14 protein-coding genes and 1 tRNA gene are annotated in these 11,807 nt (G+C 61.1%); 13 read left to right on the top strand and 2 right to left on the bottom strand.

The features are described from left to right. The first annotated feature begins 96 nt into the window (after positions 1–96). The 12 genes from ANTHELSMS3_RS16880 (at position 97) to ANTHELSMS3_RS16825 (ending at position 9,235) form a co-directional block, all read left to right on the top strand. The gene (locus tag ANTHELSMS3_RS16880; protein ID WP_094035893.1) at positions 97–318 is read left to right on the top strand and encodes a helix-turn-helix transcriptional regulator; all 222 of its coding nucleotides are present in this window, start codon (positions 97–99) and stop codon (positions 316–318) included. A 1-nt stretch (position 319) separates the two neighbouring features. Further along, complete coding sequence (locus tag ANTHELSMS3_RS16875; RefSeq protein WP_094035892.1) at positions 320–1,075, top strand: hypothetical protein; 756 nt, start codon at positions 320–322, stop codon at positions 1,073–1,075. Between the two features lie 1,011 nt (positions 1,076–2,086). Beyond that, positions 2,087–2,554, top strand: coding sequence for a hypothetical protein (locus ANTHELSMS3_RS16870; RefSeq protein WP_157733545.1), 468 nt, complete (start codon positions 2,087–2,089; stop codon positions 2,552–2,554). A gap of 91 nt (positions 2,555–2,645) precedes the next feature. Next, complete coding sequence (locus ANTHELSMS3_RS16865) at positions 2,646–4,184, top strand: terminase TerL endonuclease subunit (protein ID WP_094035890.1); 1,539 nt, start codon at positions 2,646–2,648, stop codon at positions 4,182–4,184. Next, entirely contained in the window at positions 4,181–4,525 is a 345-nt protein-coding gene (locus ANTHELSMS3_RS16860) for an HNH endonuclease (protein ID WP_094035889.1), read from the top strand. Before ANTHELSMS3_RS16865 ends, ANTHELSMS3_RS16860 begins: the two co-directional genes overlap by 4 nt. Then, a complete protein-coding gene (locus ANTHELSMS3_RS16855; protein WP_094035888.1) occupies positions 4,522–5,157 on the top strand; it encodes a hypothetical protein in 636 nt (211 codons plus the stop codon). The genes ANTHELSMS3_RS16860 and ANTHELSMS3_RS16855 overlap by 4 nt, the downstream gene beginning before the upstream one ends. 13 nt (positions 5,158–5,170) lie before the next feature. Next, positions 5,171–6,412, top strand: a complete 1,242-nt coding sequence (locus tag ANTHELSMS3_RS16850; protein ID WP_094035887.1) for a phage major capsid protein — start codon at positions 5,171–5,173, stop codon at positions 6,410–6,412. Beyond that, positions 6,412–6,999 carry an HK97 family phage prohead protease gene (locus tag ANTHELSMS3_RS16845; RefSeq protein ID WP_094035886.1) on the top strand — a complete coding sequence of 196 codons (588 nt, stop codon included), beginning with the start codon at positions 6,412–6,414 and terminating at the stop codon, positions 6,997–6,999. Before ANTHELSMS3_RS16850 ends, ANTHELSMS3_RS16845 begins: the two co-directional genes overlap by 1 nt. Then, the gene (locus tag ANTHELSMS3_RS16840) at positions 6,996–7,556 is read left to right on the top strand and encodes a hypothetical protein (RefSeq protein ID WP_094035885.1); all 561 of its coding nucleotides are present in this window, start codon (positions 6,996–6,998) and stop codon (positions 7,554–7,556) included. Before ANTHELSMS3_RS16845 ends, ANTHELSMS3_RS16840 begins: the two co-directional genes overlap by 4 nt. Further along, positions 7,553–8,566, top strand: a complete 1,014-nt coding sequence (locus tag ANTHELSMS3_RS16835; protein WP_094035884.1) for a phage portal protein — start codon at positions 7,553–7,555, stop codon at positions 8,564–8,566. The genes ANTHELSMS3_RS16840 and ANTHELSMS3_RS16835 overlap by 4 nt, the downstream gene beginning before the upstream one ends. Continuing rightward, positions 8,559–8,948: a hypothetical protein gene (locus ANTHELSMS3_RS16830; protein WP_157733544.1), complete on the top strand. Its 390-nt coding sequence runs from the start codon at positions 8,559–8,561 to the stop codon at positions 8,946–8,948. The genes ANTHELSMS3_RS16835 and ANTHELSMS3_RS16830 overlap by 8 nt, the downstream gene beginning before the upstream one ends. Positions 8,949–8,950: 2 nt before the next feature. Continuing rightward, the gene (locus ANTHELSMS3_RS16825) at positions 8,951–9,235 is read left to right on the top strand and encodes a hypothetical protein (RefSeq protein WP_094035882.1); all 285 of its coding nucleotides are present in this window, start codon (positions 8,951–8,953) and stop codon (positions 9,233–9,235) included. A gap of 106 nt (positions 9,236–9,341) precedes the next feature. Here the strand turns inward: ANTHELSMS3_RS16825 and ANTHELSMS3_RS16820 are convergent. Both ANTHELSMS3_RS16820 and ANTHELSMS3_RS16815 read right to left on the bottom strand, forming a co-directional pair. Continuing rightward, positions 9,342–9,416: transfer RNA gene (locus ANTHELSMS3_RS16820), tRNA-Asn, on the bottom strand. Between the two features lie 80 nt (positions 9,417–9,496). Next, complete coding sequence (locus tag ANTHELSMS3_RS16815) at positions 9,497–10,411, bottom strand: MBL fold metallo-hydrolase (RefSeq protein WP_094035881.1); 915 nt, start codon at positions 10,409–10,411, stop codon at positions 9,497–9,499. A gap of 57 nt (positions 10,412–10,468) precedes the next feature. Here ANTHELSMS3_RS16815 and ANTHELSMS3_RS16810 point away from each other — a divergent pair, with 57 nt between their 5' ends. Then, on the top strand, positions 10,469–11,758 hold the full coding sequence (locus tag ANTHELSMS3_RS16810) for an ATP-binding protein (RefSeq protein ID WP_094035880.1): 1,290 nt from the start codon (positions 10,469–10,471) through the stop codon (positions 11,756–11,758). Positions 11,759–11,807 lie beyond the last annotated feature (49 nt).

Raw genomic sequence — 11,807 nt, 5'->3', positions numbered from 1 at the left:
AAACCAAAGCCTGCGGGCTTGGGAATGAGGCTTAGGCACTGGCGCAGCGAACCCCAACCCCGGCACAACCTGTGCCCGCAATCCGTGGATCATGAAATGTCACTGAAACTCAAGAAGACCACCCGTCACCTTCTGACCAGCGCAGAAGCCGCCGAAATCATGGGCGTTAGCAAACGCTTCCTTGACCTTGACCGGCACGAAAGCCGAGCCAACGGCACTCCGCCCAAAATCCCATACACCCGACTTGGCCACCGGAGCGTCCGCTATCGCTATGAGGACGTGAAGGCGTACATCGACGCCAACGTGGTCGGGGGGTGACATGGACCTTTCGACAATCAAACCCGCCAACACGCTCTGGACGGAACCCAACTGGCCACGTGATAGGCTGGGCAAGCCCTATGACTTCGCCCGCATGGGCGACGGCATCACGCGCGGGCTAATCCTGTCCGCGCTAGTACCGAAGTCGAAGGAAGGGCGCAGCCGCTGGGGGCATGTCCATGTGCTCGACGTGCTGCATCATCGCCTTTTCCGGGCCACCCGCCGACAGAAGCGTAAGGATCATCCCGCGTTCGGCCCGTACCTGTATACGTGGGACGCTCTCGACACCTTGGCCGAGCAAGCCGCAATGCCCGTGAAGTCGCTTCGAAACACGATGCAGGACCTCAAGCGCTGGGGCATCGTCCACGTGGCGCAGGCCAGTTTGTCGGAGCCAAACAGCTACCGCCTGACCGACCAAGCTTTTGCCGTGACCCAGTGCCTGCAAGCCCTGCCTCTGGCCGTGGAATGGCTGCTTCAAGACCTCGACAGCCTCAGCACCCAAGAACGCCAGAACGTGATTGATCTGGGCGACAACCTGCCCAAGGGAGACTGGCAGAAGCTGTTCCCCGCTTGGATGGCCGAACCCGAAACGCAGGCGCTGATCCGAAAATGGCACAAATCCGACGATGGCAGCGGGCGCAGGCTCTGCCCATCTCAGACCGGATTGCACGCTCACGCTCGCAAGCCGGTGGCCTCTGCGCTGGGGGCATCACCGGCAAAATCAGCCTCGAAACCGGGCCTGAAAGTGGTGGCCTAGGAACTGTCTACGGTTCCTGCAATGAACTGTCTACGGTTCCTAGGGGGGAACTGTCTACGGTTCCTTGCGGGAACCGTCTACGGTTCATTCTGACTTCACTTCACTTCAAGTCTTAGACTTCAAATCAGACTACTGCGTTCCCGGCAAGCCGGACAACGCGGGAGACCTTCGGCTTTGCCTTCGGAAGAAAGATAGGCTCCCCTTCGGGAAGCCCCCCAAACCCCCATAGCCCCCTTTCCCCGCGCGAAGCCAGCCCACCGCCAGCCTAGCCAGCCCGACACCGCGTGCCCGCCCCATGCAACTAGTTGCACGCGCCAGCCCCCACTTCCGCCACATGCTGCGCCCGTTACAACATGCACCCCGATCAACGCCCCACGGCTACAGCATACAGCGCCGTACAGAGTCGCCACGTGGCCGTCTCGCTCTCACGTGGCCCGACCTCGCCAAATCACCCTGACGCCTCTGTGCGGGCCTCTCTGCGGCTGGCAACAAAAAGACACCGACCACCCATCAAGAGCGTTGCGCCAGTCATTCCCGTGAGGTATTAATATACCGTTGCTCCTGACCGCGCAGGGTCAGACTTCCACTGCCGTGGACACGCCCGGATCAAGCGATGACGCCAAGCCCTCGACTGTGCGGGCCACTGGCCGAGCGATCCGGGCAAGTCCGACCGCAGACCTGCCAGAGCATCCATCCATCCAGAGAGACAACCCCATAGGGAACCCTGCTGGCCGGGGGGGAACCCACAGCAGCAATCGGAGGGGCTGGGGGTTGGCAGTTTGTGCCCTTGCCGCCAAGTCTCAGGTGGGGCTAACTGGCGTCATGAGTACCAGAGACGATTTTAGAGAACCGGTAAAACGCCAGATTGCCCAGCGGTCTGGATACAGATGCGCCAACCCGACATGTCTTAGGCCAACGATGGGGCCGGACGGAGACCAAGGTTCTGCCAGCATCGGAGTAGCAGCCCACATAGCGGCCGCGTCAGAAGGTGGGCCAAGATATGACCCCATCATGACGCCCGAAGAACGGAGCGCGCCCGAAAACGGTATCTGGCTCTGTCAGACATGCAGCCGCCTGATCGACGTTGACGTGCCCAGCTACTCAACTGACTTGCTGCGTGAGTGGAAGACACTTGCCGAGATGCGTGCCTATTTGGGAATACGCGGCTTCGCTATCGTGGTCTCAAGAAGCTTCGACAAGTTGGAAGAGAAGATGCCCGACCTTACTGCCGAGATGCGGAAGGATATTGCTGATCTTCCCTTTTCTCGAACCTGCGTCGCTATGTCGAGCAAAGCAGCCTTCAACGGCGATCCCGACAACCCGACGTTGATCTACTACACCGACAAATACGAACATCTCGTTTCCAAGCTGAAGGTGATGGAGAACTACGGCGCATTGGTCGATGTAACTACCAAGTCGCACACTCCTAAGTTTGAACTGACCGAAGACTTCGTGGAATACCTCCAACAGCCAAGGTGAGGCTTCGGTTTGGCAACCCTGCTGCACCAGCGCAGGCAATTTGGACTTATTTTGTTTTACAACTGGACTCATGCGAGCTTAGGCCAATCGCATGGCCCAAACGCTCCGTTTCAAAAAACCCAAGACCGTGGTCAAGCCCACAAGCAAGATCGACCTGTTCTGCGAATGGGCTGCCGACACGCATGTGACGAACCGGGGCCAACCGCTCGAACTGCTCCCGTTTCAAATCGACGTGCTGGCCGATCACTTCGCAGATGATCCGGCGGGCGGGCCGCTCTTCAGAACCGTGGCCTTCTCCTGCGGCAGAAAAAACGGAAAAAGCCTCCTGTTGAGCCTGCTGGTGGCCGGGTATCTCGATCCAGCTTCACCATGCCACGCGCCCTATTTTCAGGTGGCCGTGACCAGCCCAACCAGCCGTCATTCTGAAATTCTGCCAAGCCAAATCTTGGAACTGTACGACCGCATCGGACGCCGCTCTGAGTGGTCCTTTTCGAAGACACCGCCGCCCACCTTCCGCCACAAGGAAGGGCGCGGCCTGCTGACCTGTCTTTCAGGTGCCCGGTCTGCGGGGCATGGTCTCGACCTCGACCTTGCACTTGTCGATGAAGCGGGCCTGCTGTCCAAGAGCAACGAAACGCTGACCAACATCACCGATGCTCTGGCCTCGAAAGATGGCCGCGCGATCCTGACGGGCACCCGTGGCGACAGCGGCGATTACAACGAAATCTTGAACCAGCCTGACCCTCGCACCAGCGTGCATCTGCATGGCGTAGATAAAAATGCCAATGCCGCAGACCCGGCAATCTGGGAACAGGCAAATCCCGGTCTAGGCATTTCGAAGTCACGCCGCTTCATGCAAGACGCCTTCGACAAGGCGCAAGCCTCTGGTTCTCTTACAGAATTTCGGGTGTGGCATCTCAATATGCCGCTAAGCCCTTCCCGGCAATTGCTGCTGGAATACGACACGTTTTCAAAAGCTTACGATGAGAACGCCACGCCTATTGAAGGCGAGCCGTGCTTCATCGGTTTGGACCTTGGTGGCAGCGCCGCCATGACCGCCGCCGTGATCCTGTATCGGGAAAGTGGCGTGCTCCGGTGCCTTGGTGCATTCCCGAGTGAAGGTCTGGACCTCGCCGCCCGTGGCAAAAGGGATGGCATCGGAAGCGCTTACGTGACCGCTGCTGAGCGCGGGGAATTGTTTGAAACCTCAGGCGCTGTCACCGATCTGGCGGAGTTTTTGGCCCGTCTGCGTGATGAAGTCGGGAACCATCCCGTCTTGAGCATTTCCGCAGACCGTTACCGGGATGCTGAGTTTCGGACGGCGATGGCTCGGGCACAGATTGATTGGCCGATTGTCACCCGAGGCACCGGCCCGAAAGACGGCGACAATGACATTCGGGCAACCCGCCGCCTGTTCCTGTCAGGCAAGGCCAAGCTGCGCCGCAACCTCTTGCTTGAAGCTGGCCTAACCGAAGCTGACGTGAAGGTTTCGACCACGGGTGCGATGCAACTCGACAAGAGCCACCGCAACGCCCGCATCGACGTGGCGCAGGCCCTCTGTCTCGCCTGTTCCGCCTTCATCACCGACCACGACCGCCCGCAGGCCGAAATTGAGGTGACGGTTCTATGACCCGGAAACAAGACAGATCGACAATCGACACCGCCCGCTGGGCAAGGGTGCGGCATGGCGTGGCAGAACGTGCCGCCTTCCGTTGTGAGACTTGTGGCAGGTTCGTGGGCCTTCATGGCCAAGCCGATCACATCGTGCCGCGCCGCCGCTGCGAGGAACAGGGTATCGACCCTTTCGACCTCGCCAACCTGCAATGGCTTTGCGCCGGGTGCCACTCAAAGAAAACCAACGCCGAACGCTGGGAAGGCCGCACCCGCAAAGACCGAACCGCCGTGCGCCGTGCCAAAGTTACTGGCAGGGGTGCCTATCTGTCTGCATTGCTGAACGGGGGTGCGTCGTGACCAGCCCGTTCAGCATCCAGCTTCATCAGAACGGACGGACCACCAACGCCAAGACCGGCCTCGACATGCTGGCAGACCGTTTCCGCGAAGCCCAGGACGAATTGGGCATCCCCGTCAGCCGCGAAATGCGCCGGTTTCTGCAAGAGCAAATGGCCGAAATCGCCGCCCGTCATGGTGGCAGCATCACGACTTCCACCACGCTGGCCCGCCGCTCTGGCAAGCTTGTTGCCGCTCTGCGTCGTGCTGCCCGAGTGAAGGACGTGAAGACGCTGGGCCGGGTGACTGGACGGGTGAAGCTTCGCGCTGACCGGGCTGTGCATGAAGACGGGGGCAGGATCAAACCGACCTCAGGCCAGTATGTCACCGTCCCATTGCCAGCCGCGTTGAATGCGAACGGAACGCCCAAGAAGGCGCGTGCCAGAGACTGGCCCAACACCTTCATGGCCAAATCCCGCAAGGGCAACCTTCTTATCTTCCAGCGCAAGGGTGGCCGTCTTGTGCCGCTCTATGCCCTCAAGAAATCCGTCACCGTGCCAGCGCGGCTAGGTGCGGTTCGGAGCGCCCGAGAGGCCGCGCCGGTATTCGCCGACCGTGCTTTGAGCGCGATCATTGACCATCTCCTAGAAGACTGAAAAGGGCGCTACCATGCTGAAAAGTCAAGAAATCCAACTGGCGCAGAGCAAGCGCCGCGAGAAAATGGCCTCCATCCAGAAGGCCGATGAAATCTCCGACGAAGGCCGCACCGAATTGCGCAGCCTCACCGATGCCTATGAGGGGGCAGAAGTCGAACTGCGGGCCGCAATCCTGCTGGAACAGGCAGAGCGCGACAAGATCAAAGAACCGGACAAAGCCACCAGCGACTTCGACCGGGAATGCCGCGCATTCAACATCGCCGCACTGGTCGAAAGCCTCGAAGGGCAGAAGCCGCTTTCGGGCCGCGAAGCCGAGGTGAGCCAAGAACTCGAAGAACGCCACGGCGCTGCCGCCAAGGGTGTCCGGTTCCCGTGGGAAGCCTTGCTGGAAACCCGCGCCGATGCCACCATTTCCGCCCCCGATGCGTCCAGCGGCGATCTGGCCACGCGCCCGACCATGAAGGCGCTGGAACGTGTTTTCGAAGACAGTGCAGCCGCCCGGTTCGGTTTCCGCACCATCGCTGTGACGGGCCAGCCGCGTTTCCCGGAACTGACCGGCGGTGCTTCTGCCTCTTGGGTGGCCGAAGGTGAAGGCGCTGACGCAGCCGCGATCACCACCAGCGTGACCAGCCCCACAATCAAAACGCTGACCGCGCGCTATCTGCTGAGCCGTCAGGCGATCCGGCAAAATGCCGTGCTGGAAACCATGCTGCGCCGCGATCTGTCGGAGGTGCTGCGCGAGGCACTGGACCTTGCTTGCTTCCGGGGCACCGGGGCAGACAACCAACCGTCTGGCCTCGACACCTTGCTGACCGGCGAAAGCCATGCCGCTGTCATCACCTATGCTGACGTGGTGGATTGGGCGACCGACCTCATGGTGTCCTCCAAGGCCAACGACATGGGCGGTATCAGCATCGCAGGCGTGCCCTTCATGATGGCCGATCTGCTGAAAGCGACCTTTGGCGACATCCTGACCCAACTGGAACAAGCCCGCAAAGTCGTGCCGAACATGGTGTTTTCGTCGCAGGTTTCGGAAGTGACAGCCGGTTCGCCTGACTCTGCCAGCCTGTATGTGGGCAAGCCTGACCAGCACGCTTGGGTGCCGACTTGGGGCAGCCCGGAACTGCTGGTGGACCCCTACAGCGAAAGCAAGACGGGCAAGGTGGCCCTGACTGTTTTCAGCTTTACGGACATTCTGGTGCAGCGTCAGGCCACGCACTTCAAGCAAATCACCAACGTGCAGAAGGCCGCGTGATGGAGAGCCGCGCCGTCTGGGCCGCATCCGGTTTGGAGGTGCGGCAACAGGGGCAGCGACCGGCGATTGTCGGAAGCTTCCCCTACAACACGTGGGCTGTCTTGAGCGACCGGGGCACAGTTCGCAAAGAGGAAATCCTGCCGGGGGCTTTTGACTTCACGCTGAGCGACCCCGACGCCGAAGTGAACCTGCTGTTCGGACACAGCTTCGACCGTCCGCTTGCCAGCCGTTCCGGCGGTTCTCTGGAACTGCAAGACAGCGACAAGGCGCTGACCTTCCGGGCCACCATCCCCGAGGGTGCAGAGCGTGTCAGTCACGTGGCCGATGCTCTGGCCATGATTGCCGCAGGCTTGGCCACGGGTATCAGCCCCGGCTTTCGAGTGCCGCCCAAAGACGTGGTGCCCGACGCTGAAAAGCTGACACCAGAACCCGGCAATCCCGGCGTTATGATCCGTCAGCTTGCGGCACTGGTGCTCTATGAACTGTCGATAGTGACCCGGCCAGCCTATCCCGCAACATCTGCGGAACTGCGCAAGATGCCGTGCAATCGTTTGCACGCGCCACAACGGAAGGTGCTTCTACCATGATAGAACTGCTTGAAACGTCCTACACGTTCGGCACTGACCCTGCCGAACCCGTGGCCTCAGACGTTGCGCTAGAGGCTGGCAGCACCGAAGCCGAGGCAGAAACCATGCTGGGCGCAGCTTGGCAACAGGCGGAAAGCTTCACTGGCAAGACCTACCGCACCACCACCAGCGCAACGGTTATCGTGAAGGTGTCGCAACCCACCGTCTGGACGTGGCCGCGCTACCCGTTCCCCGAAGCCCTGACCATCGAAGCCTATTCCCAAGGCGCATGGGTGCCGTGGTCCGAAACCTACATCCCCAGCGCGGGGCTGATCGAACTGGAACCCTTCACGCTCTACCGGCTGGGCCATACGGACAACGTGCCCGGTGCCACCATCACCGCAGCCGTGAAACAGGCCGTGCACAATCTCGCCTTGTATCAGCTCATGCAGGGGCCAAGCCGCCGCGAATTCAAATCGCAACAGGCCGGTGACAGCGGGTTCACCCGCGAACAACTCATGCCGGTTCTCTATGGCTCTGGCGCGGGTGCCCTGTTGGCCGGGGAGGTGCGTCTATGAACCTCTGGCCCTTCAAGCGCAAACCCGACCTCGAACAGCGTGCCAGCCTTGGCGTGACCCTCGACTATATGACGCACCGCAGAAAGCAGGTGTTGACCGATGCAGGCGTTCCCCTGACCGCTACCGTGGGCACCGCCGTGCATTACTGGCAAAGCGCCTTCGCCATGTTGAGCGATGACACCAACACGCTGCGCCCTGACGTGCTGGCACAGATTGGCCGTGATCTGAACATGAAGGGCGAAAGCGTCTGGCACATTCGGGCCGATGGCTCTGCCCTCGACCTGCACCCCGTGGCCTACTGGGATGAACTGGGCAACGGACGCTATCACCTTCACATTGCCCGCGTGAACACCACCGAAACCGTGAAGGCGCTGGCCGGGGAGGTGCTCCACCTCAAGATCAACACAGACCCGGTGCAGCCTTGGAAGGGCCGCAGCCCTTGGCAGATGATGGGCCTCACCCCGACGCTGCTGTCAGAGATTGAAGCGACCTTCTCGACTGCCACCACCTACGCAGGAAAAGGCATTCTGCCGTTCCCCTCTGCCGTCTCCGAAGAACAGAAGGGCAAGGCAATCTCTGGCCTGCAATCCGGGGCCTTGGCTGTGCTGACCTCCAAAGCCGACTACGCGCAACAGACCGGCGGGCATCAAAGCGAATGGCGACGGGTGGACTTGAGCGCCGATCTACAGAAGACCGACTTTGCCGAAATCAGCCGCGATCTGCACATTCGCCTGTTGACCGGCTGCGGCATTCCTCCTGCCCTCATGACGGAGAACGGCAACGCCAGCGCCATGCGGGAAGCCTATCGCCTGTTTGTGCTGCAAACCGTCCAGCCCCTTGCCCGTCAGTGTATGCCCGAACTCACCGCCAAGCTGGGCCTGACCAGTCTCACCACTGACGACATGATGAGCGCGGACGTGGCGGGCCGTGCCCGTGCTGTCGGTATCCTGACAGGGGCAGGTGTAGAACTCAGCAAGGCCCTGAAAATGGCAGGGTGGGAAAATGACTAAGCTTTCCCCCCTCGACATGGCCAAGCGTGCCGCAGCCCGCAACCCGATCTACAAGATAGCCGTGCTCTATGGTGTCGCCCATGACAGTGGCTCCACCACCTTCACCGCCGAGGGCGAGCTACAGTATGACCGGCTGTCGGAAACCTTCGGCTATGTGGACATGAGCCGGGAAACCACCCTGACCGCTGCCCAGACCTATGAAGGCGATCACCTTCTGACCGTGCTGACCGCAGAAGCCCCCAATGGGTTGGCGCTAATTCTCTTGGATGGGAGGTTCTATGCTGTGCAGCGGGTGCAAGCCGGGGATGCCTTCGGGGTGAGTGTCACCTTTGCCTGTAACAGCATCCCCGATGATGAACCGCCCGAAATAAGGAATGCGTGACCATGCCCGTGAAGCAAAAAGACTGTGATCCGCTGCCCAACATTCCCGGCAAGGATGCGACCGCCGCAGAACTGGCGCAGGCCATGCACGACTTGATTACTTGGGCACTGAAACAGCGGCTGGGCGAACTGATAGCCGCAGGCATGACCGGCGATGATCTGAAACGTTTTCACCGCATCGCCAAACGTTACGAGACAGGCACCAACAAAGTGTCAGACTGGGGATGGCTGCAAAACCACATGCCGGAACTGGAAGCGGTAAACATCCGCTACACCCGCAACACCTAGTAAGCAGAGAATCCCAGTCCTGCTTTCTATCCGCTTACTAAATCCAAACACCCCAAAGACACCCCTTGGAGGGGGTCTCGTAAATCACTGATTTACTTGGGATTTTTGGCTCCGGCGGTAGGGATCGAACCTACGACCAATTGATTAACAGTCAACTGCTCTACCGCTGAGCTACGCCGGAACACTTGGGCCGTATAGCAATGTCGAATCCGGGCGTCCAGAGGGTTTTGCCACAATGGTGAGGATTTTTCCCGAGGAACGTCAGAGTCTGAAAAACACCGCGTCCGCAGACAGAATACCCTCTGGCGCTACGTGGGAGTTCTCAGTCAAATCAATAAGATGAGCCAACACGTTGCGCGCAGCGGCGGGCAGTAAGGCTGGCAGAGTGTCAGTGTAAATCCGGTCCGCAAGACTGCGGGCGGTGGCGGGGCCATCGGACAAGGCGGCGAGGATCGCCGCCTCACGCGCACGACGATGGGCAAGAAGTTCGGCGAGTCTCGCCGCCGGATCCCGGATCGGCGCGCCGTGCCCGGCGTGAAACTGCGACCACCGACGGCCCTGTAGTCGGGTCAGCGAGGCCATGAAGGCGGTCAGGTCCCCGTCCGGGGGCGACACCAGAGAGCTGGCCCAGCCCATAACCAGATCCCCGGAAAACAGCACATCCCCCCAGGCAAAGCTCAGATGATTGGCCATATGTCCTGGGGTGTGCAGCGCCTCCACCTGCCAGTCGCTGCCCTGGACCACATCGCCGTCCGCCAACGGGTGGTCCGGGACAAACGCGCTGTCGACCCCCTCGCCACCGCCCATCAGCTCGCCTTCGGCGAGGGCCTGCATGATTGGGCTGCGACCGGCCTCTGGCGGACCGAACGCCAGAACAGGCGCGCCGGTTTCATGTGACAAGGTGCGCGCAAGTGGCGCGTGATCCAGATGCGCATGAGTCACAAGAATCTGCGTCACCTTTTGTCCGGGCAAAACCGCACGCAAGATCGCCTCCAGATGCGTCGGATCGTCGGGACCGGGATCAATCACTGCAATGTCGCGCGTTCCCAGCAGATAACTGTTTGTGCCCCGATAGGTCATCGGAGACGGGTTCGGCGCCAGCACGCGGCGCAATCCCGGCGCCAGATCCACGGCGATACCGGGTACGGGGCGAAAGTTAGGCTGCGGGTCAAGCATGGCAGGATGGTCCTTTTGGCGATGGCAGGCCGGGGCGCTGCGGGCTAGGCTTACCGCATGACGTTCAATTGGCTCAAACATTATATGCCCCGTAGCCTGTATGGCCGCGCCGCGCTCATCCTGGTCCTGCCGGTGGTGACCCTGCAACTGGTGGTGTCGATCGTTTTTATCCAACGCCATTTCGAGGGTGTCACCGTGCAGATGAGCACCGAACTGGCGCGCGAGGTGAACCTGGTTGTGGCGGATCTACCGGAGCGGACGAATGCGACGCGGCTGCGGTTGCGCCCCGTCGCAATCAGCGACGAGTCCCTGCCGCAGACGAACCTGCGGAGGTGGTATGATTTCACCGGGCTGGTGGTGATCCGCGAACTCTCCGCCCGCATTCCGGTGCTCGAGCGCATCGAGCTACCCAGCAACCGAGAGGTAGTGCTGTTTGTCCGCAAAGAGGACAACCTGTACCAAATCGCGCTGGATCGCACGCGCGTGTCGGCGGCCAATCCGCATCAGTTGTTTGTGAACATGGTGTTCTTTGGCGCGCTGATGACGCTGATCGCCTTTCTTTACATGCGCAACCAGTTGCGACCGATCACCCGGCTGGCCGCCGCGGCAGAGGCGTTTGGCAAGGGGCGTAACCTTCGCTATTCGCCCGCGGGAGCAGTCGAGGTGCGCGCCGCTGGGCACGCTTTTCTGGATATGCGCGCACGGATCGAACGGCACATCGAACAGCGCACCATGATGCTGTCCGGTGTCAGCCACGATTTGCGCACGCCGCTAACCCGGCTGCGTCTGGGGCTGTCGCTGCTGGACGACGAGGACCGCGAGCCGTTGGAACACGACGTCGAAGAAATGCAGAGGCTGATCGACGCTTTCCTTGATTTCGCACGCGTCGACGCAGAGGTCGCGGCCTCTGAACGCACCGACCCGTTTGATCTGATGCGGCGGATTGTCGAGGACGCGCAACGCGGCGGTCAGAATGTGGTGCTGGGAGACATGGCGGGTGAGGGCACCGTGATGCTACGGCCGCGCGCATTACGGCGCGCTGTCGAAAACCTCGTGGCCAATGCCGGCCGCTATGCCACCTCTTGCGAGGTTTCGGTGCAGCTGACAGAACGGTCGCTGCGACTGCGGGTGGAGGACGATGGCCCCGGCATCTCGCCTGACAGCCGCGACGACGCCCTTCGTCCCTTTGTCCGGCTGGACCCGGCGCGCAATCAGGACAAGGGGTCCGGTGTCGGGTTGGGTCTGGCCATCGCCGCCGACATTGCGCGCGCGCATGGTGGCGTCCTGCGCCTTGGCGAAAGCGAGGCCCTTGGCGGGTTGCGCGCCGATATCGTCATTGCGCTCTGACGCGGCCGCACAGCCTTCAATAGGCACAGTTCGCACTGCATTTTCGAAA

Origin of the sequence: Antarctobacter heliothermus, from assembly GCF_002237555.1 — a bacterium.
In the GTDB taxonomy this organism is placed as follows: domain Bacteria; phylum Pseudomonadota; class Alphaproteobacteria; order Rhodobacterales; family Rhodobacteraceae; genus Antarctobacter; species Antarctobacter heliothermus_B.
Note: the sequence above shows the minus strand (reverse complement) of the source record. Positions and strands in the feature narration are given on the sequence as shown.